Here is a 19,585-nt window from a genome sequence, read left to right as displayed (position 1 = left end):
CTGCCATGACGACGGGTCACTCGTGGGAGGGACATTACGGCCCTTCAGCAGGATGGGGGGATCCGTCCTTCAGCAGGATGGGGGGATCCAGGTGGCCAGAGATTCCGTGGGCGCCTAATACTCCAGAAAGGAGTCATTGCCACGCTTCGGTCCCGCCCTTTTCACCGGGTTCACCACGCTGCGGCGCAGTAATGAGCACCAACCCGTGTATCGCAGTCGGGCGCGCCGTTTTCCGTTGGCAATCACGCGGTCGCGCCCCACGACAGGAAAGGCATGTGGATGTCACGCTTGGCGCATTCGGCGCTGCACCGGGTCCGTCCGGGCCTGGCCGCGATCACCGCTGTCGCCGCTGTGGTGGCCGTCGGCGTGGGCCAGTCGACCGCGACCGCCGCGGGACCGCCGTCCGTCCCCCGCGCGCAGGACAGCGGATCCGGCGCGCACCGTGAGGGCACACCGTCCGGTGTCAGCACGCTCTCGGCCACGTTGACGACCCCCTGGGGGATCTCGTTCCTGCCGGGCAAGAAGTCCGCGCTGGTGACCGAACGCGACACCGGCGCGGTCTGGAAGGTCGCCCTCGACGGGGCCAAGAAGAAGGTCGGCACCGTCCCGAACGCGGTGTGGAGCCAGGCGACGCAGGACAAGGGCGGCCTGCTGGGTGTCGCCGCGTCACCCACCTGGAACGGGACCACGGACAAGGCCGTCTTCTTCATGGAGACCACGTCCGCCGACAACCGCGTGGTCCGGATGAACTTCAACGGCACCTCGCTGAGCGGCTACACCCCGATTCTCACCGGAATCGTCAGGGACACGCAGCACAACGGCGGAAAGATCGCCTTCGGACCGGACGGCTACCTCTACGTCACCACCGGCGACGCGCAGCAGTCGAAGCTGGCCCAGGACAAGAAGTCGCTCAACGGAAAGATCCTGCGGATCACCAAGAGCGGTGCCGCCGCTCCCGGAAACCCGTTCGGAACGCGCGTCTACAGCTACGGCCACCGCAACCCCCAGGGCCTGGCCTGGGACCGCAACGGACGGTTGTGGGAGACCGAGATCGGCGAGTCGACCTGGGACGAACTCAACCTCGTCAAGCCGGGCGGGAACTACGGCTGGCCCCAGTGCGAGGGCGGCTGCTCCGTCGCGGGAACGAAGAACCCCAAGATGGTCTGGAAGCCGGACCAGGGGGGCGTGCCCGCCCAGATCGCGATCGTCAAGAACGTCATCTACGCCACGACGCTCAGCGGCAAGAGGCTGTGGCGGATCCCGATCGACTCCACCGGCCAGGGCGTCCTGCCGGCGACGGCGTACTACAACGGCGCCTACGGCCGGTTGCGGGCGCTGGCCAAGGTACCCGGCGCCGACCAGCTCTGGCTGGGCACGAGCGACCGCGGCACCGCGAAGGACCTCCTCCTCAAAGTGACCATCAAGTGACGACCCCCTCCTGAACAAGGGGGCGAACTCACCCCTGCCGAAAGGAAGGCACGCACCATGAACGAAGCCGTCGAACCCATCGAACAGCCGGCCAGGACCACCGCCGAGGAGGCCGGCCGGACCGAGTGGCAGACCCCCGGGTACACGATCGTCGACACCGCGCTCGAGGTCACCGCCTACTCGCTCAACGTCCGCTAGCCGCCGGCATGCTGCTGCAGGTACTCGGCACCGCCGCCGGCGGCGGCATCCCCCAGTGGAACTGCGCGTGCCCCGGATGCTCCGGGGCACGCGCCCACTGTGTGCGGCGCCGCAGGCACGCCTCGCTGGCCGTCCGCGCCGACGAGGGCCGCTGGTACCTCGTCAACGCCACCCCCGACATCGGCGACCAGATCGAGGCCCACCCGGACCTCCACCCCGGGCCCGGACCCCGGCAGACGCCGATCGCCGGAGTGGTCCTCACCGACGCCGAACTCGACCACACGCTGGGCATCTGGCGGCTGCGCGAGGCGGACGGCCTGGACCTCCTCACCACCGCCCCGGTCCGCCAGGCACTCGAGGACCGCCTGCACCTCGGCGAGGTGCTCGCCCCCTACACCGCCCTGACCTGGCGGGAACTGGAGCCCCGGGGGGCGCAGCCGCTGCGTGCCGACGCCGCCGGCCCGCCCGCATCCGGCGTACTGATCAGCGCCGTACCCGTCTCGGACAAGCGCCCGAGATACGCCACCGACGCCCCCGGGCACGACGCCTGGGTCGTCGCGCTGCGCCTGTACGAGCCGGCCACCGGCAGGTCCGCCCTCTACGCCCCCGCCGTGGCGACCTGGTCCGACGCGCTGCACCGCGCCGCCGCCGAGGCCGACTGCGTCATCGTCGACGGAACCTTCTGGGACGACGAGGAGCCCCGTCGTACCGGCATCTCCGCCCGCACCGCCACGGGCATGGGCCACCTGCCCATCGACGGACCGGACGGCACCGCCGGCATCCTCGCCACGCTGTCCGCCCGCTGTCTCTACACGCACCTCAACAACACGAACCCCCTCGTCGACCCCGCCGCGCCGCAGCACAAGCAGCTCGCCCGGCTGGGCGTCGAGGTCGCCGACGACGGAATGGTGATCGAGCTGTGACCACGACACTTGCCCCGCTGACGGAACCCTGGAGCCCCGCCGAGTTCGAGGCCCGCCTGCGCGCGGTGGGTGAGGCGCGCTACCACGACCGCCATCCCTTCAACATCCGCATGCACCAGGGCGACCTCACCCAGGCCGAGGTGCGCTCCTGGATCGTCAACCGCTTCCACTACCAGCGCCACATCCCCGTCAAGGACGCCCTGATCACCGCCAAGCTGGACTCGCCGTGGCTGCGGCGCGTGTGGCTGCGGCGGATCGAGGACCACGACGGGCGCAGCGAGGGCGAGGGCGGCATCGAGCGCTGGCTGCGGCTCGGCGAGGCGGCCGGCCTGGACCGCCGGACCCTGCTGTCGGGCGAGGCCGTGCTGCCCGGCGTACGGCTGGCGGTGGACGGCTACGTGAACTTCTGCCGCCTGCGCCCGACCCTGGAGGCCGTCGCCGCCTCGCTCACCGAGCTGACCGCCCCCGACCTCATGCGCCGGCGCATCGAGGCGTTCGAGCGCCACTATCCCTGGATCGCGGCGGAGGGACTCGGCTACTTCCGCACGCGCGTCGACCAGGGTCGGCGCGACAGCACCGAGGCGCTCGACCTCGTGCTCCAGTGGGCCCGTACCCGCACGGACCAGGAGAAGGCGCTGGCCGCGCTCTCCTTCAAGTGCGACGTGCTGTGGTCCCTGCTCGACGCCGTGCAGCACGCGGGACGGCCCGAGAACGCCGGGCAGGACGAGTGGGCGGCCGGCCTCGACCAGGCCGATCGCCACGGACAGGGCGACCGACGGGAGCCGAAGTGATCCCGGAGCCCGAGAACACCTGGTGCCCCGCCCTCGCCCCCTCGCTGATGCTGCGGCACGACACCGTGCGCGGCGCGGACCTGCTGGTCCTGCCGGAACGCGTGGTCGTCCTGGAGGGACATGCCGGCGTGATCGTCGGCCTGTGCGACGGCACCCGCACGGTGCCCGGGATCGTCGGCGAGCTCGCCGAGCGGTTCCCCGGCGCCCCGGTGGCCACCACCGTCCCCTCCTTCCTCGACCGCCTGCGACAGGAGGGCTGGCTCAAGTGACCGGCCCCACGAACCCCGCACGCCCCTGGGCCCTGCTCGCCGAACTCACCCACGCCTGCCCGCTGCACTGCCCGTACTGCTCCAACCCGCTGGAACTCGCCCGCCGTTCGAGCGAGCTGAGCGGCGGGGAGTGGGCGGACGTGCTGCGTCAGGCCGCCGAGCTGGGCGTCGTGCACACGCACCTCTCCGGCGGCGAGCCCCTGCTGCGCCCCGACCTGGAGCAGATCGTCGCCGCCGCGGAGTCCGCCGGGATCTACACCCAGCTGGTGACGAGCGGCACCGGCCTGGACGAGGACCGGCTGGCCGCGCTCACCACGGCCGGGCTGCGCAGTGTCCAGCTCTCCGTCCAGCACGCCGATCCACGGGCCAACGACCGGATCGCCGGCCGCCGGTCCTCGTTCGCCGCGAAGGAACGGGCCGCGGCCCTCGTCCGCGGGGCCGGCCTCCCGCTCGGCCTCAACGTCGTCCTGCACCGCGACAACCTCGACGCCCTCGACGCCCTCGTCGAGCTGGGCGTGGGCTGGGGCGTCGACCGCATCGAGCTGGCCAACACGCAGTTCTACGGCTGGGGCCTGCTCAACCGCACCGCGCTGCTGCCCACCCGCGACCAGCTCGCCCGCGCCCGGGAGTCCGTCGGACACTGGCGGGAGCGGCTCGCCGGCCGCATCGACCTGGTCTGGGTCGTGCCCGACTACTTCGACGGCGTCGCCAAGCCGTGCATGGGCGGCTGGGGAGCGGTCTCGCTCACCGTCGCACCCGACGGAACCGTCCTGCCCTGCCCGGCGGCCGCCTCCCTGTCCGACCTGCAGCCGCCCAACGTCCGTGACCATGCGCTCGCCTGGATCTGGGAGCAGTCCCCGGCCTTCAACCGCTTCCGCGGCACCGAGTGGATGACGGGCCCCTGCAGCGGCTGTCCCCGCCAGGAGGAGGACTTCGGCGGCTGCCGCTGCCAGGCGTTCGCGCTCACCGGCGACGCCGCCCGCACCGACCCGGCGTGCGCGCTGTCGCCGGACCACCACCTCGTCCGCGAGTTGGCCGACGGCGGCAGGGTGGAGCCACCGCCGTACGTCTACCGGCGGCCCGGAGCGGCACCCGCACGTGCGGAGCTCCCCGGACCGGGCTCCGGCGAAAACCTGCCGACTTGCTCCCACTAGAGGAGGTACGGGGCGTAAACCGATCGGATGGGGGAAGAGGGTCATACGGCGAGCTGCGGGGAGTGGTCGGCCGTGCCCGGGGTGCCGGGCCCGGGTACGGGGGGAGGGACCAGGCATGGGCGGGCAGCCCCCTGTTTCTCCATCCGCGGCTGGAACCGCGGCTGCGCTCGCTGGCGGAGTCCGGCGAGCTGCCGCACACGCTCGTGGAAGCGCTCGGGTCGCCGCTGCACGCGGTCGTTCCCGACCAGATCGCCGCGAATCTGGAGCGCTTCCGATCGGTGTACCGCCGCCATCACCTCTCCGGCCAGGTCTTCTTCGCCCACAAGGCCAACCGGTCCAGTGCCCTGCTGAGGCGGCTGGCCGCGACGGACGCGGGCGTGGACGTCGCGTCACTGGGCGAGCTGCAGCACGCGCTCGGCGCCGGATTCACCCCCGACCGCATCACCGCCACCGGACCGAAGAACCGGGAGTTCCTCTGGCTGGCCGCGCGTACGTCGGTCACCGTCAGCGTCGACGGCCGTGACGAGCTGGAGCAGCTCGCCGCCCTCGTACGCAAGCACGCCCTGCCCCGAGCCCGCGTCCTGCTGCGGCTGTCGGGGTTCGAGACCGCCGGGGTGCGGATGCTGAGCCGGCGCAGCCGATTCGGCTCACGCGTAGGGGAGCTGGATCCGCTGCTGGAGGCGGTCGAGCGGCACCGTGACGTCCTCGACCCGGCGGGAGTGGCGTACCACCTGGACACCACCGGCCTCGACGAGAAGGCCACGGCGCTCGAAGGCTGCCTGCGCGTGCTGGAGGAGTGCCGAGAGCGGGGACTGCGGCCCTCGGCCGTGGACATCGGCGGCGGGTTCGGCGTCAACTACCTCGCCGACCGCGAGCAGTGGGAGCGGTACACGACCGAGCTGACCGCCGCCGTCCTCGGCACCCGAGCACCCCTGACCTGGGGCGGGCACGGCTACGGGCTGCGCAACGAGGCCGGCACCCTGCGCGGCGCGCTCGGGCTCTACCCCGCGCACCGGCCGGTCGCCGGGGCGCGGTACCTGGACGAACTCCTCGCGCACCCGGCCGCGTCGTTCGGCGGCCGCCCGCTGGCCGACCTGCTGCTGGAGCACCTCTACGACCTGCACACCGAACCCGGGCGGGCACTGCTGGACCAGTGCGGGCTGACGCTGGCGAGGGTGCTGGAGGTCCGCACCCAGGAGGCCGGCGGCGAGCTTCTCGTACGGCTGGAGGCGAAGGCCGACGACATCGCCCTGGAGGACCACGGGGTTCTCATGGACCCCCTGCTCCTCCCGCGGGACCCGGCACGCACCGGCCCCGCCCCGCAGCCGGTCGCCGTCCATCTCTTCGGCAGCCTGTGCCTGGAGGCCGACCTGATCGCCCGGCGGACGGTGTTCCTGCCCCGCCGCCCCGAACCGGGCGACCTGCTGGCCTTCGTGAACACCGCCGCCTACTGCATGGACTTCCACGCCACCCGCGCCCAGCACCAGCCCGTCGCCCGCAAGGTCGCCGCCTGGCAGGACGGCGATTCGTGGCGCTGGTGCCTGGACGATCAGTACTGGCCGACCACCTCCGTGGGAGGAGCGCAGTGAGGTACGACAGCATCACCGAGGCCATCGGCAACACTCCGCTCGTGCGCATCGACCCGGCCGTACACGGTCTGACCCACATCGACCTGTACGCCAAGCTGGAACTGGAACATGGCGCGTCCCCACCTGCAGGCCGCGGCCGACGACGGCAGGCAGGTCGTGGAGCTGTCCAGCGGCAACACCGCCAAGGCGCTGGCCGTCCTCGCGGGGATGCACGGCCTGACCTTCCGAAGCATCACCAACCGGATGCGCATCCCGGAGATCAAGGACCTCCTGCTGCTGCTCGGCGCCGAGATCGAGGAACTGCCCGGCCAGAGCGAGTGCCTGGACCCGACCGACACCGAGGACCCGCTCACCCTCTTCCACCGGACGCTGTCCGAACCCGGCGGTGCCTTCCTGCACACCGACCAGTACTTCAACCCGCGCAACACCGAGGCCCACCTCACCGGCACCGGACCGGAGATCGTCAAGGACCTGGACGGCCGGGCCCCGGACTGGTTCATCGCCTGCGTGGGCACGGCCGGTTCCTCCACCGGCGTCGCCCGCGCGCTGCGCGAACACGACCCCGCCGTACGGGTCGCCGGACTGGTCGCGGACAAGTCCGACTTCATCCCCGGCATCCGCACCATCGACGAGGCGCGCGAGGTCGGGCTGTTCGACCCGGGCACCTACGACACGATCGACGCGGTGAGCGCCGACGACGCGATCGACGGCATGCTGACGCTGAACCGCCGGTGCGGCATCCTGGCCGGCCCCACCGGGGGAGCCGCCTACTTCGGTGCCCTCCGCCGACTGCGGGCCGCGGACGACGAACTGACGGAGCGCCAGTCGGCCGTCTTCATCGTCTGCGACCGCGTCGAAAGCTATCTGAGCTACGTCCGTCACCGGCGCCCGGACCTGTTCGGCCGCCCCCGCCGCAGGAACTCACCGGCCGACGTGTCCGACACCGAGGTGCGCGAGGCTCCGGCCGTCGGTGTCGCCGGGGCCCGGGCATGGATCGCCACCGGCCGGCCGCTCGTGGTCGACCTGCGCAGCCCCTCCGCGTACGCCGCCCTGCACATCGACGGCTCGGTCAACATCGTCGACGAGCTGTTCGAGGAACTGGTCCACGGCGGCCTGCCCTTCAGCCGCAACCGCCCGGTGCTGCTCGCCTGTCCGGTCGGCGAGAAGTCCGCCCGCTACGCCGCGCTGCTCACCCGCATGGGGCACCCGGAGGTCCGCAGCCTGACCGGCGGCATCATCGCCTGGCGTGACGCCGGCGCACCCCTGGTCCGGGACCGAGTGGCATGACGGCACCCAGGATCCGTACTCAAGCACCGTCCGACATCGATGAGTTGACCGCTCTGCGCGCCCAGTTCCCGATCCTTGCCGGGCACCCGGAGCTGGCCTATCTGGACAGCGCGGCCACCGCGCAGAAGCCACAGGCCGTACTCGACGCCGTCCAGGCCTACCTCACCACGACCAACGCCAACGCCGGGCGCGGCACCTACACGTGGGCCAACAGGACCACGGCCCTGGTCGAGGAGACCCGGGACCGCGTCAAACGGTTCCTCGGCGACCCGGAGCCGGAGCGGTCCGCCGTGCACTTCACGAGCGGCACCACCGAGGGGCTGCGCGCGATCGCGCGGGACTGGCTGCCCCAACTCCTCGCCGACGGCGACGAGATCGTGGTCCCGGTCGCCGACCACCAGGCCAACATTTCGCCCTGGCTGGAGGTCCGGCAGCAACTGGCCGGCCAGGGCGTGCGGGTCCGCGTCCTGCCGATGCCGTACCAGCAGGCGTCCGGCGACTACGACCACACGGCGCTGGCGTCCCTCGCCGGGCCGCGCACCCGGTTCGTCGCCGTGACCCATGTGCACCACGTCTACGGCGGGAACATGAACATCCACCGCATCCGCGAGGCGGTGGGCCCGGACGCCGTCATCTGCCTGGACGCGGCCCAGAGCGTCGGTCATCTGCCGGTTTCCGTGGCCGCGTTGGACGTCGACTTCGTGGTCTTCTCCGGTCACAAAGCGATGGCCCTGCCCGGCTCGGGGGCCGTCTGGGTACGCCAGACACGCGGACCGGCGTTCGCCCCCGGCGGCTGGCCGGGTACGCCCAACACCGTCGGCATCGCCTCCCTGGCCGCGGCGCTGGACTGGCTGGAGGCCGCCGGGCCCGACCGGATCGAGCGGTGGACCGTCGCCCTGGCGGCCCGGCTCACGGACCGGCTGCGCCACCTGGACGCCTTCGAGATCCTCGGCTGCCGGACGAGTGTCGCCGCCGACTCACGGGTACAGCGGCGCCAGGGCATCGTCACCTTCCGGCACCGCGACATCGACTCGGGAGACCTGGGGTTCATTCTCTTCAGCCACGGCTTCATGGTCTGCTCCGACAGCCACTGCCAGGGCGCTGCGGGGGAGAAGGCCGACTCGGTACGGGTGAGCCTGCACGTCTACAACAGCATGGAGGAGATCGACAGGCTGCTGTCGGTCCTTGCCACCCTCGGGTGACATCAGCTCCCGATCAGGTAATGGAAACCGTTGTCAGCTGTAGCCTCTGTGAAGGAGTCGGGGCGAGACGACAAGGTGGCACGACCGTATGGGGCTGAGTCTGGCAACGGCCGAGCGATGGGTGGAGCGGTGGGAGCGGCAGCAGGAGCGGTACGCCGTCGACCGTGAGGAGCGCTTCACGGTGATCGCCGACATGGTCGAGCACATCGCCGCGAGCGCGGCCCACCGGCCGCTGATCGTCGACCTCGGCTGCGGCCCCGGATCGCTGGCGGCCCGCCTGGCCCGGCGGCTCCCGGAAGCGGAGATCGTGGCGGTGGACCGGGACCCGCTCCTGCTGGAGCTGGCCCGCACCCACCACGCGGACGCGGCCCGCTACGTCGACACGGTCATCGGCGAGCACGGCTGGACCGAGGCTGTCGGCCTCGACCGCCCCCTCGACGCGGCCGTGTCGACGACGGCCCTCCACTACCTGACCCCGCAAACCCTGCACCGCACCTACGGCCAACTGGCATCGCTCCTGCGCCCCGGCGGCATCCTCATCAACGGCGACCACCTCCCCCAGGACGACGCCCGACTCGCCCGGATCGCCGGGCACATCGGACACCGCCGAGCGGAACGCCGACGGGCCTTCGCGCACGAGGACTGGTCCTCCTGGTGGACGGCGATCGCCGAGGACCCCGACATGACCGACCTCTACACCGAACACCGGGCCCGTCGCCCCCCGTCGGGAACGGACAACGCCGCCCGCCTCTCCCTGCAGGCGCACGTACGACTCCTGCGGCAGGCGGGCTTCGGTCACGCCGGGCCCGTCTGGCAGTACGGCGACAGCCATGTGGTCGTGGCGATCCGCTGATCGGCCTGGTTCGGCTTGACTTCGAGTGCGCTCCAATTCGTAGCGTTCCGGTCATGAGCACTGCACAGCACAAGATCGGTTCGGGTTTCGGGGCCGACAGTACGGCCGACGAGGTTCTCGAGGGCATCGACCTCGGCGGAAAGCTCGCGATCGTCACGGGTGGCTACTCGGGGCTCGGGCTGGAGACCACCCGGGCGCTCACCAAGGCGGGGGCCGAGGTCGTCGTGCCGGCGCGGCGTCCGGACAGCGCGCGGGAGGCGCTCGCGGGTCTGGACGGGGTCGAGGTGGACGAGCTCGATCTGGGCGACCTGGAGAGCGTGCGGGCGTTCGCCGAGCGGTTCCTCGCCTCCGGACGCACCGTCGACTTCATGATCAACAACGCCGGGATCATGGCCTGCCCGGAGACCCGGGTCGGACCCGGCTGGGAGGCGCAGTTCGCCACCAACCACCTCGGCCACTACGCCCTGGTCAACCGCCTCTGGCCGGCGATCGAACCCGGCGGCGCCCGCGTGGTCTCCGTCTCCTCCCGCGGCCACCACTTCTCCGGCATCCGCTGGAACGACGTCCACTGGCAGCAGGGCTACGACAAGTGGGAGGCCTACGGCCAGGCCAAGACCGCGAACGTCCTGTTCGCCGTCCACCTCGACAGGCTCGGCAGGGAGAAGGGGGTGCGCGCCTTCGCCCTCCACCCCGGCGGCATCATCACCCCGCTCCAGCGGCACCTGCCCAAGGAGGAGATGGTGGAGCGCGGCTGGATCGACGAGCAGGGCAACGCGCTCAACCCCGAGGGCTTCAAGTCCCCGCAGCAGGGTGCGGCCACCCAGGTGTGGGCGGCGACCTCGCCCCAGCTGGAGGGCCTGGGCGGCGTCTACCTCGAGGACTGCGACATCGCCGAGCCCGCCCCCGAGGGCGAGCGCCTCGGTGTGCAGGCATGGGCGACGGACCCCGAGCAGGCGGCCCGTCTGTGGGCCCTCTCGGCACAGCTGACGAGCGTCGACGCCTTCGCGGCCTAGATCCCTCACCGAGGCCCGCCCCGCGGTCGTCTCCGGACCGGTCAGGAATGGAGAAGCGCCGGTCGCGGAGCCGCGACTACCGTGGCCGCCACGGGTGCCGTCCGACAGAGGAAAATCGGACGTTACCCTCGATGCCGGTCGGATCCGGCCAGGCGGCACCGGTGGAGACCGCGAAGGCGGGCCCGCCCGAGGGATGGAGTGACGAGAAGCATGACCAAGAGGACGGACACGCAGTCGCCTGCGCCGCACATTGCCGACAGCCACGAACTGATCCGCGTGCACGGCGCACGTGAGAACAACCTCAAGGACATCACCGTCGAGATCCCCAAGCGCCGGCTGACCGTCTTCACCGGCGTCAGCGGCTCGGGCAAGAGCTCCCTGGTGTTCGACACGATCGCCGCCGAGTCGCAGCGGCTGATCAACGAGACCTACAGCACCTTCGTGCAGGGCTTCATGCCCACGCTCGCGCGCCCCGACGTCGACGTCCTGGACGGGCTGACGACCGCGATCATCGTCGACCAGCAGCGGATGGGCTCCGATCCCCGCTCCACGGTCGGCACCGCCACCGACGCCAACGCGATGCTGCGCATCCTCTTCAGCCGGCTCGGTCAGCCGCACATCGGATCGTCCCGGGCGTTCTCCTTCAACATCCCCTCGATCAGCGGCGCGGGTGCGGTCACGGTCGAGCGCGGCGGCAAGACCGTCAAGGAACGGCGCAGCTTCAGCATCACCGGCGGCATGTGCCCGCGCTGTGAGGGCCGGGGCAAGGTCACCGACATCGACCTGACCCAGCTCTACGACGACAGCAAGTCGCTCAGCGAGGGTGCGCTGACGATCCCCGGCTACAGCATGGACGGCTGGTACGGCCGGATCTTCAAGGGCTGTGGCTTCTTCGACCCGGACAAGCCGATCCGCAGGTTCACCAAGAAGGAGCTGCACGACCTTCTGCACAAGGAGCCCACCAAGATCAAGGTCGAGGGCATCAACCTGACGTACGAGGGTCTGATCCCCAAGATCCAGAAGTCGATGCTGTCCAAGGACATCGACGCCCTGCAGCCGCACATCCGTGCCTTCGTCGAGCGGGCGATGACGTTCACCACCTGCCCCGACTGCGACGGCACCCGGCTCAGCGAGGGGGCCCGGTCCTCGAAGATCGAGGGGATCAGCATCGCCGACGCCTGCACGATGCAGATCAGCGACCTGGCCGCATGGGTCCGCGGTCTCGACGAACCGTCGGTCAAGCCGCTGCTGACGGCGCTGGGGGAGACCCTCGACTCGTTTGTCCAGATCGGCCTCGGCTACCTCTCGCTGGACCGGCCGTCGGGCACGCTGTCGGGCGGCGAGGCCCAGCGCGTCAAGATGATCCGCCACCTCGGCTCCTCGCTCACCGACGTCACCTACGTCTTCGACGAGCCCACGACGGGCCTGCACCCCCATGACATCCAGCGGATGAACGACCTGCTGCTGAGCCTGCGGGACAAGGGCAACACCGTGCTCGTCGTGGAGCACAAGCCCGAGGTGATCGCGATCGCCGACCACGTGGTCGACCTCGGCCCCGGCGCCGGCACGGCGGGCGGCACCGTCTGCTTCGAGGGCACCGTCGAGGGGCTGCGGGCCGGCGGCACCATCACCGGCCGCCACTTCGACGACCGGGCCGCCGTCAAGGACTCGGTGCGCAAGGCCACCGGCACGCTGCAGATCCGCGGCGCGCGGGCGAACAACCTGCAGGACGTCGACGTCGACGTCCCGCTCGGGGTGCTGACGGTCATCACCGGCGTCGCCGGCTCCGGCAAGAGCTCGCTCGTGCACGGCTCGATCCCCGCAGCGGAGGGTGTCGTGTCGGTCGACCAGGGCGCGATCCGCGGCTCGCGGCGCAGCAACCCGGCGACGTACACCGGACTGCTCGACCCGATCCGCAAGGCGTTCGCCAAGGCCAACGGTGTGAAGCCGGCCCTGTTCAGCGCCAACTCCGAGGGCGCGTGCCCCACCTGCAACGGCGCCGGCGTCATCTACACCGACCTGGCGATCATGGCCGGCATCGCCACCACCTGCGAGGAGTGCGAGGGCAGGCGGTTCGACGCCTCGGTGCTCGAGTACCGCCTCGGCGACCGGGACATCAGCGAGGTGCTGGCGATGCCGGTGGCCGAGGCCGCCGAGTTCTTCGCGGCCGGTGAGGCCCGTACGCCGACGGCACACCGCATCCTCGAGCGGCTCGCCGACGTCGGCCTTGGCTACCTCACCCTCGGCCAGCCGCTGACGACCCTCTCCGGCGGCGAGCGACAGCGGCTCAAGCTGGCCACCCACATGGCCGAGAAGGGCGGTGTCTACGTCCTCGACGAGCCGACCACCGGCCTCCACCTCGCCGACGTCGAGCAGCTGCTCGGCCTCCTCGACCGACTGGTCGACTCCGGCAAGTCGGTCATCGTCATCGAGCACCACCAGGCGGTCATGGCCCACGCCGACTGGATCATCGACCTCGGCCCCGGTGCCGGCCACGACGGCGGCCGGATCGTCTTCGAGGGCACCCCCGCCGACCTCGTCGCAGCCCGCTCCACCCTCACCGGCGAACACCTCGCGGCCTACACCGGCGCCTGACCGACGCGTGCGGCCCGGCGCCACGCGGCCTGGTGGCGGTCCTGTGCGCCGGGCACGACCGCCGCGCACAACCTCGTGAAACGCGCCTACGGGCCTGGTCCGTAGGCGCGTTCGCGGCGCCGCGCAGGGTGCCGGCGGAACGTCCTCGGGCGCGCCCTCGAAGGTCTGCTGCCCCGTGTCCTCGACGACGCGGACGCCTACGATGTCCGCGACGCAGAGACCGTGGCCGGCGCCGTCCTCGAACGGAACTTCGGCGACGGCCATCTGCACGACGAGCAGCTGCTGCGCGCGGTCCAGGAGCGCTGCCACTACGAACCGGGCGAGTTGCGTGTGATCGTTCTCAAGTCCCAGCCGATGCGGCGGCAGTGCCGCATGGCGGACGCGGCCGAAGCGCCGATCGAGGAGGGCTGTGTGAGCGTCGCCGACATGGTGGCCCACAAGCCCCGGACGGCCGGGGACGAGCCGGCCATCCCCGTACGCCGGCACCGCGCGTCGGCAACTCCCGCACCGGCGGTGGCTCATGAGTGAGGCGATCGTGGTGGGAGCCGGACCGAACGGGCTGGCCGCCGCCGTCACCCTGGCCCGGCACGGACTGCGGGTCACCGTCCTGGAGGCCGCCGACGAGATCGGCGGCGGCACCCGCAGCGGTGAGGCCATCGTGCCCGGACTGCTGCACGACCACTGCTCCGCGGTGCATCCGATGGCGGTGGGGTCGCCGTTCCTGCGCGAGCTGGACCTGGGCCGCTACGGCCTGCAGTGGCGGCTGCCGGACGTCGACTGCGCGCATCCGCTCGACGGCGGAACGGCCGGCGTCCTGTACCGCTCCGTCAGCGACACCGCGGCCGCGCTGGGCCGGGACGGGGCACGGTGGCGGCGGTTGTTCGACGGACCCGCCGCCGCCTTCGACGTTCTGGCGGAGGATGTCATGGGTCCGCTGCTCCGGGTGCCACGCCACCCGGTCCGGCTCGCCCGGTTCGGGCTCCCGGCCCTGCTCCCGGCCGCGGCACTGGCACGCACGTTCGCCACGGAGGAGGCCCGGGCACTGTTCGGCGGAGTGGCGGCCCACGCCTTCCAGCCGCTGCACCACCCGATGAGTTCCAGCATCGGCCTCGGCATCCTGACCTCCGGACACCGGCACGGCTGGGCGGTCGCGGCGGGCGGCTCCCGCGCCATCACCGACGCCCTCGCGGCCCTGCTCGCCGATCTCGGCGGCAAGATCGAGACCGGGGTGCGGGTCCGGTCGGCCACGGACCTTCCGCCCGCCGGCGTGACCATGTTCGATCTCGCGCCCGGGGCGGTGGCCGACATCCTCGGCGACCGGCTGCCGCCACGCGTCGCCCGCGCCTACCGGCGCTTCCGGCACGGCCCGGGCGCCTTCAAGGTGGACTTCGCGGTCGAGGGCGGTGTGCCCTGGTCCGCCCTGCCGGCGCGCCGGGCTGGCACGGTGCACGTCGGCGGCCCGTTCTCCGAAGTGGCCTTCACGGAACGGGAGATCACTGCCGGACGGATGCCCGAGAAGCCGTTCGTCCTGGTGGGCCAGCAGTACCTGGCCGACCCGCAGCGCTCCGTCGGCGACGTGCACCCGGTCTGGACCTACGCGCATGTGCCGCACGGCTACGACGGCGACGCCACCGAGGCGATCATCGCCCAGATCGAGCGGTTCGCCCCCGGGTTCCGGGACCGCGTGATCGGCATGAGCACCCGTCCCACCTCCGCCTTCCCCGCCCACAACCCGAACTACGTCGGCGGCGACATCCTCACCGGCGCCAAGAACATCCCCCAACTCGTCTTCGGCCCCCGCCTCGCCCTCGATCCGTACGCCACCGGGCTCCCCGGTCACTACCTCTGCTCGGCGGCGACCCCGCCGGGCCCCGGGGCGCACGGGATGTGCGGCCACCACGCCGCCCGAGCCGCGTTGCAAGCGCTGTGACCGACGCCCCCGTCGTCGGCCGCACGCCTGCCGGCGGACGCGCAATACGGCGTCACCCATGCCACCGCTAATACATGACGCTATGTGTCAGGTATTGCCCTGAGACTGGGCTCCTCCGAACGGCAGTCCCACGGCTTCAGGAGGGCCCATGAACAGCCACCCGCCCCTCTTTCCCACCGAAAGCGACGACCCCTCGCGCAAGGCGTCCGGCTCGCCCGAGCGGGCCTGGCTCGGCGTGGTGTCGGCCGAGCACGCCCGGCATGCGAGCAGGCACGGCTGGATCCAGCTCAACCACGGCGACCGCCGCAATCTCGCCCGGATGCGCCGGGGCGACGGTTTCGTCTTCTACTCGCCCACCGAGCACATGGGGGACAGGGCCGGACTGCGCGCCTTCACGGCGCTGGGAGTCATCGCCGACGAAGAGCCCTATCTCGCCGACGAGGTCATGAACATGGGGGCCAGGGGGACCGTGCGGCCGTGGCGTCGGGCCGTCGACTTCGAGGACGTGCACGCCGCCGGCCTGCGCACCGTCGCCGACGACCTGGCGCTGACCCAGCGGCCGAACTGGGGGTACGGGCTGCGCTTCGGCCTGGTTCCGCTGGCCGTCGAGGACTTCGAACTGCTCCGGGCCGCGATGGAGCGATGAGGGCGTGGGCACGGAGGACCCTCCACCGCGGCTTCCTGCCCGTGCGCGTGCTCCCTCGGCAGGTCACGATGAACGGGACAGTGGCAGCACCGGTCGAACAGCACGGAGCACAGACATGGCACTCGTTCCCAACAACACCCTGATCACCGCCACCCCGGAGGATGGCAGGGAACTCGCGTTGAAGATGGCCCGCCTGGTGATCAAGGCGACCCAGCCGGACGACGAGGTGCGCGGCAAACTCCGGCCGACGTACGCGGAGAACCCGGACTCCCTCATCGCCGTGGGACACGTGGTCGCCATCGAGTTCGCCACCATCGCGGCGGCGAACGACTACTGGCGCTGAGCAGCCTCCCGGGCAGGGCCTGCGCGATGACCTCTCCCGAGCGCTGAGCCGTGTGGCTTCCACCGCTTAGCAGCATCCGGCAGAGGTCGCAGCGCAAGCCGGTGGCCGACCGCCCTCCGGTAACCCGATCGGCGCTGTCCCGGCCCGCCGATGCGCGGCCGTCGAGACGGCGCCGGAGGTCACCGCCTGGCCCCTCGGCTGCTGCCGGGGAACGCAAAAGGCCTGTTGAGAAGCAGTCCGGGCCATAGGTGCGGGCAGCCCCTGCGCCCCTTTGGCGGGTGCGCGGCTGCGCCGCATCCTTCCTTCGGGCGACTCGTGCAGCAATCGGCCCATCCGAACGCGATCCTCGTGCCCGGGCTGGCTACAGCAAGGACGTGACCAAGACTTCAAGGACAATCGCATGAGTCTCGATTCAGCCGAGACCATCGCGACACAGATTCCGCCGACGGTCGCCCGGCAGACAGCTCCTCGGTCCGGGCAGACCGGTAACCACGTACTCCCGGAGCCCCCGGACGACAAGGAGAAGTACTCCTACGTCAGACGTCACCTCTGGGTGCTCACGACCGCCTCGCTCATCAGCATGAGCTGTCTCGTCTACAGCCAGTTCAGGCTGCTCCACTCCTCGCTCTGGCTGATCGTCCTGCTGCCGTGCCTGGGCTTCACCGTCCTGTACTACGTCACCTCGATGCGGGTGAACGCCTTCACCGCCGACTTCGATCTGAAGGCCCACCGCCGACTTGTCCAGGACTGGCGTCCGAAGGCTCACCCGACGGTCGCGGTCTTCCTGCCCGTGTGCGGCGAGCCCGTGGAAGTCCTGGAGAACACCTGGACGCACGTGCGCCGGCTCGCCGACCGCTACCCCGGCAGGGCCACCGCGTACGTACTCGACGACTCCGCGAACCCGGAACTCGCCGCCCTGGCCGAGAGGTTCGGCTTCGTCTACGGGAGCCGGCCCAACCGGGGCTGGTTCAAGAAGGCCGGCAACCTGCACTACGGGCTGGGCATCTCCGACGAGGAGTACGTCCTCGTTCTCGACGCCGACTTCGCCCCGCGGGCGGACCTTCTGGAGGAACTGCTGCCCTACATGGAGCACGACCCGGAGCTCGGCATCGTGCAGTCACCGCAGTACTTCCGCGTGCTCGGCCGGCAGACGTGGATCGAGCGCGGTGCGGGTTCCGTCCAGGAGCTGTTCTACCGGGTGGTCCAGGTGTCCCGTCAGCGGCACGGCGGCGCCATCTGCGTGGGGAGCTGCGCCGTGTACCGGCGCAAGGCGCTCGAGGCCAACGGCGGTACCACGCTGATCGAGCACTCGGAGGACGTGCACACGGGCTTCGACCTGCGTCGCCTCGGCTGGGGCCTGCGCTATGTGCCGATCCCGCTCGCCACCGGCAACTGCCCGGACAACGTGAGCGCGTTCTACCACCAGCAGTACCGCTGGTGCTCCGGATCCATGAGCCTGCTGGGAAGCAGGAAGTTCTGGGACACGAAGCTCCGGCTCACCACCCGGCTCTGCTACGTCTCCGGCTTCTTCTACTACCTCCACACGGCACTGTTCACCTTCATGGCGCCACTGATCCCGATCGTCCTGCTGGTGGCCATGCCCGAGAAGCTCGAGGCCGAGAACGCGCTGCTGGTTCTGCCCAGCGTCGTCTACACGGTGCTGCTCTTCCCGTGGTGGCACCGGTGCCGCTACCGGCTCGAAGCCTGGGCCGTGCGGCTGTTGTACGGCTGGGCGCACCTGTTCGCCATCTGGGACATCGTGCGCGGCAGGCGCCAGTCCTGGCGGCCCACCGGCTCTGCGTCCGCGGGCCGGTCCACGAACAGGCGCTTCTGGATCGGCGTCTGGGTCTGGAACGGTGGCACGGCCGTCGTGTGGGTGTGCGCCGCGATCTGGCGAACCGTCACCCTGTACCCGCCGGACTTCTGCATGGTGCTGGCTTCAGGCCTGTTCTACGCCGTGATCGTCGGCCGCGTCCTCGTCCCGCCGCGCACCACCAACGAAACGCGGGTGCCCGTCATCGCACCGAGGAAGCTGATGGACCCCGTGAAGCGTGTCGGGGGAGCGTGAAACGAGAGTCTCGGGGGAGCGTGCGACACGAAGAGGTCCTCGGAGCCCGGATCCGGGCTCCGAGGACCTCTCGTCGTCATCCGGGCGGGTTCGCCGGCCTCAGCCTCTGATCCGTTTCCGGATCCAGGCGCCGTTCGCCGTGAGGGAGCCGGAGCGGGAGAAGGTTCCGGCTTTACAGGTGCCCTTCTTGAAGACCGAGTGTTCCCGATCGTCGTCGGAGAGGCTCCAGTTCGTCCAACCGATCTTGTCCTTCGCCATGAGGTCGACCCATTTCTGCGCCGTGACACGGTCGCTGCCGTACCCCGTCCATGACGCGATACCCCACTCGGTGACGAAAACCGGGACCTTGGACGAGGCACGGTGCAGGATTTCCATGTACCCCTCCGCCGCTACTCGTGCGTAGAAGTGAAAGGTGTACATGATGTTCTTCGCGGCCACGGGATCATTGACGACCGTTCGCTCGTCGGAACCCTCGGACGCGCTGAACGTGGCCCAGCCGGGCGTCGGAACGAGGATCACGCTGGCGGGGTCCTGGGAGCGGATCACGGGAATGAGCTTTTCCGCGTAGCTCTTGATGGTTGACCAGCCCACATTGTGAGGCTCGTTGGCGAGCTCGTAGATCACATTGGGCCGCTTCTTGTTCCGCGTCGCGATGTCCTTGAAGAACTTCTTCGCGTTCTCGAGGTCCGCGTACGGATCGCCCGGGTTGAGCATGTGCCAGTCGACGATGACGTACATGCCGCGGGCGCTCGCCCGGTCGATCAACCGGTTCACCAGGTCGGTGAACCTCTTTGGATCCGCCTCGTAACCGCCCTGGCGCGCGTACGTCGCGACACGCAGGACGCTCGCCTTCCAGTCGTGCGCCAGCACGTCCAGGGCGCGGTCGGTCAGGCACTGGGCGAAGAACTGCGTACCGTGCGAACTCATTCCGCGCAGCTGGACCGGCCTGCCGGACGCGGAGCACAGGTGCGTGCCGCAGACGCGGACCTTGCCGTACGCCTGGACGGGCGTCCTGGGCCTGGCGGCCGGCCGGTTCTCCGCTCCGTGCGCCGCGGTCGCGGACAGCAGCCCGAGCGTCGCCGCTATGGCCAGTGCGCTTCGGGTGACCCAACGGCTACGGGAAGGTAGTGAGCGCACCTGTGCCTCCGGTTCCTTGGGGATGGTCCTGCACAGCACACTCGATGAAATGGACGCGGTAAGTGATGCAGCGCCAGCGCGCTTCGTCCGGGGGACAGAGAATTTCACTCCCCTGGGCCACGGTCGCCCCGTCACCGGGTGTGGAGCTCTGGTCAGACC

General features: G+C 70.8%; 16 protein-coding genes and 2 pseudogenes. 17 read left to right on the top strand and 1 reads right to left on the bottom strand.

The window, feature by feature from the left end:
• Nucleotides 1–279: 279 nt before the first annotated feature.
• The 17 genes and pseudogenes from ACIRVH_RS22450 to ACIRVH_RS22370 all read left to right on the top strand — a co-directional run bounded on the left by ACIRVH_RS22450 (nt 280) and on the right by ACIRVH_RS22370 (nt 18,289).
• Nucleotides 280–1,428, top strand: a complete 1,149-nt coding sequence (locus tag ACIRVH_RS22450; RefSeq protein ID WP_403955963.1) for a PQQ-dependent sugar dehydrogenase — start codon at nt 280–282, stop codon at nt 1,426–1,428.
• A gap of 57 nt (nt 1,429–1,485) precedes the next feature.
• Nucleotides 1,486–1,626: a pyrroloquinoline quinone precursor peptide PqqA gene (pqqA, locus tag ACIRVH_RS22445; protein ID WP_403955961.1), complete on the top strand. Its 141-nt coding sequence runs from the start codon at nt 1,486–1,488 to the stop codon at nt 1,624–1,626.
• Between the two features lie 8 nt (nt 1,627–1,634).
• Complete coding sequence (gene pqqB / locus ACIRVH_RS22440; protein WP_403955959.1) at nt 1,635–2,549, top strand: pyrroloquinoline quinone biosynthesis protein PqqB; 915 nt, start codon at nt 1,635–1,637, stop codon at nt 2,547–2,549.
• A complete protein-coding gene (gene pqqC / locus ACIRVH_RS22435; protein WP_403955957.1) occupies nt 2,546–3,340 on the top strand; it encodes a pyrroloquinoline-quinone synthase PqqC in 795 nt (264 codons plus the stop codon). Before pqqB ends, pqqC begins: the two co-directional genes overlap by 4 nt.
• Nucleotides 3,337–3,609 (top strand): pyrroloquinoline quinone biosynthesis peptide chaperone PqqD, encoded by a 273-nt coding sequence (gene pqqD / locus ACIRVH_RS22430; protein WP_403955955.1) that lies wholly within the window; start codon nt 3,337–3,339, stop codon nt 3,607–3,609. Before pqqC ends, pqqD begins: the two co-directional genes overlap by 4 nt.
• Nucleotides 3,606–4,763 (top strand): pyrroloquinoline quinone biosynthesis protein PqqE, encoded by a 1,158-nt coding sequence (gene pqqE, locus ACIRVH_RS22425; RefSeq protein ID WP_403955953.1) that lies wholly within the window; start codon nt 3,606–3,608, stop codon nt 4,761–4,763. Before pqqD ends, pqqE begins: the two co-directional genes overlap by 4 nt.
• Nucleotides 4,764–4,825: 62 nt before the next feature.
• Nucleotides 4,826–6,352 carry a Y4yA family PLP-dependent enzyme gene (locus ACIRVH_RS22420; protein ID WP_403955951.1) on the top strand — a complete coding sequence of 509 codons (1,527 nt, stop codon included), beginning with the start codon at nt 4,826–4,828 and terminating at the stop codon, nt 6,350–6,352.
• Nucleotides 6,349–7,639 (top strand): annotated as a pseudogene (locus ACIRVH_RS22415) (pyridoxal-phosphate dependent enzyme). The gene ACIRVH_RS22420 and the pseudogene ACIRVH_RS22415 overlap by 4 nt, the downstream one beginning before the upstream one ends.
• On the top strand, nt 7,636–8,841 hold the full coding sequence (locus ACIRVH_RS22410) for an aminotransferase class V-fold PLP-dependent enzyme (RefSeq protein ID WP_403955950.1): 1,206 nt from the start codon (nt 7,636–7,638) through the stop codon (nt 8,839–8,841). Before ACIRVH_RS22415 ends, ACIRVH_RS22410 begins: the two are co-directional and overlap by 4 nt.
• A gap of 88 nt (nt 8,842–8,929) precedes the next feature.
• Nucleotides 8,930–9,694: a methyltransferase domain-containing protein gene (locus ACIRVH_RS22405; protein ID WP_403955948.1), complete on the top strand. Its 765-nt coding sequence runs from the start codon at nt 8,930–8,932 to the stop codon at nt 9,692–9,694.
• A gap of 53 nt (nt 9,695–9,747) precedes the next feature.
• Nucleotides 9,748–10,707 carry an SDR family NAD(P)-dependent oxidoreductase gene (locus ACIRVH_RS22400; protein ID WP_403955946.1) on the top strand — a complete coding sequence of 320 codons (960 nt, stop codon included), beginning with the start codon at nt 9,748–9,750 and terminating at the stop codon, nt 10,705–10,707.
• A gap of 210 nt (nt 10,708–10,917) precedes the next feature.
• On the top strand, nt 10,918–13,302 hold the full coding sequence (locus ACIRVH_RS22395) for an ATP-binding cassette domain-containing protein (protein ID WP_403955944.1): 2,385 nt from the start codon (nt 10,918–10,920) through the stop codon (nt 13,300–13,302).
• Nucleotides 13,303–13,455: 153 nt separating this feature from the next.
• A pseudogene (locus ACIRVH_RS22390) lies at nt 13,456–13,830 on the top strand (DUF3556 domain-containing protein); the annotation flags it as partial.
• Nucleotides 13,823–15,232 (top strand): phytoene desaturase family protein, encoded by a 1,410-nt coding sequence (locus tag ACIRVH_RS22385; protein ID WP_403955942.1) that lies wholly within the window; start codon nt 13,823–13,825, stop codon nt 15,230–15,232. The pseudogene ACIRVH_RS22390 and the gene ACIRVH_RS22385, both read left to right, overlap by 8 nt.
• A gap of 148 nt (nt 15,233–15,380) precedes the next feature.
• A complete protein-coding gene (locus ACIRVH_RS22380; RefSeq protein ID WP_403955940.1) occupies nt 15,381–15,878 on the top strand; it encodes an EVE domain-containing protein in 498 nt (165 codons plus the stop codon).
• A 115-nt stretch (nt 15,879–15,993) separates the two neighbouring features.
• Nucleotides 15,994–16,221 (top strand): hexameric tyrosine-coordinated heme protein, encoded by a 228-nt coding sequence (locus ACIRVH_RS22375; protein WP_403955938.1) that lies wholly within the window; start codon nt 15,994–15,996, stop codon nt 16,219–16,221.
• A 400-nt stretch (nt 16,222–16,621) separates the two neighbouring features.
• Nucleotides 16,622–18,289, top strand: coding sequence for a glycosyltransferase family 2 protein (locus tag ACIRVH_RS22370; protein ID WP_403955936.1), 1,668 nt, complete (start codon nt 16,622–16,624; stop codon nt 18,287–18,289).
• A 99-nt stretch (nt 18,290–18,388) separates the two neighbouring features.
• Here ACIRVH_RS22370 and ACIRVH_RS22365 read toward each other — a convergent pair whose 3' ends face one another.
• Complete coding sequence (locus ACIRVH_RS22365) at nt 18,389–19,426, bottom strand: glycoside hydrolase family 5 protein (RefSeq protein WP_403955934.1); 1,038 nt, start codon at nt 19,424–19,426, stop codon at nt 18,389–18,391.
• Nucleotides 19,427–19,585 lie beyond the last annotated feature (159 nt).

The organism is Streptomyces sp. NPDC101165 (genome assembly GCF_044768135.1).
Classification (GTDB): domain Bacteria; phylum Actinomycetota; class Actinomycetes; order Streptomycetales; family Streptomycetaceae; genus Streptomyces.
Note: the sequence above shows the minus strand (reverse complement) of the source record. Positions and strands in the feature narration are given on the sequence as shown.

Excerpts from the sequence above, each read along its gene's own strand:
- ACIRVH_RS22450 (WP_403955963.1), top strand. The coding sequence starts at position 280 with ATGTCACGCTTGGCGCATTCGGCGCTGCACCGGGTCCGTCCGGGCCTG.
- pqqA (WP_403955961.1), top strand. The coding sequence starts at position 1,486 with ATGAACGAAGCCGTCGAACCCATCGAACAGCCGGCCAGGACCACCGCC.
- pqqB (WP_403955959.1), top strand. The coding sequence starts at position 1,635 with ATGCTGCTGCAGGTACTCGGCACCGCCGCCGGCGGCGGCATCCCCCAG.
- ACIRVH_RS22410 (WP_403955950.1), top strand. The coding sequence starts at position 7,636 with ATGACGGCACCCAGGATCCGTACTCAAGCACCGTCCGACATCGATGAG.
- ACIRVH_RS22405 (WP_403955948.1), top strand. The coding sequence starts at position 8,930 with ATGGGGCTGAGTCTGGCAACGGCCGAGCGATGGGTGGAGCGGTGGGAG.
- ACIRVH_RS22400 (WP_403955946.1), top strand. The coding sequence starts at position 9,748 with ATGAGCACTGCACAGCACAAGATCGGTTCGGGTTTCGGGGCCGACAGT.
- ACIRVH_RS22395 (WP_403955944.1), top strand. The coding sequence starts at position 10,918 with ATGACCAAGAGGACGGACACGCAGTCGCCTGCGCCGCACATTGCCGAC.
- ACIRVH_RS22385 (WP_403955942.1), top strand. The coding sequence starts at position 13,823 with ATGAGTGAGGCGATCGTGGTGGGAGCCGGACCGAACGGGCTGGCCGCC.
- ACIRVH_RS22380 (WP_403955940.1), top strand. The coding sequence starts at position 15,381 with ATGAACAGCCACCCGCCCCTCTTTCCCACCGAAAGCGACGACCCCTCG.
- ACIRVH_RS22375 (WP_403955938.1), top strand. The coding sequence starts at position 15,994 with ATGGCACTCGTTCCCAACAACACCCTGATCACCGCCACCCCGGAGGAT.
- ACIRVH_RS22370 (WP_403955936.1), top strand. The coding sequence starts at position 16,622 with ATGAGTCTCGATTCAGCCGAGACCATCGCGACACAGATTCCGCCGACG.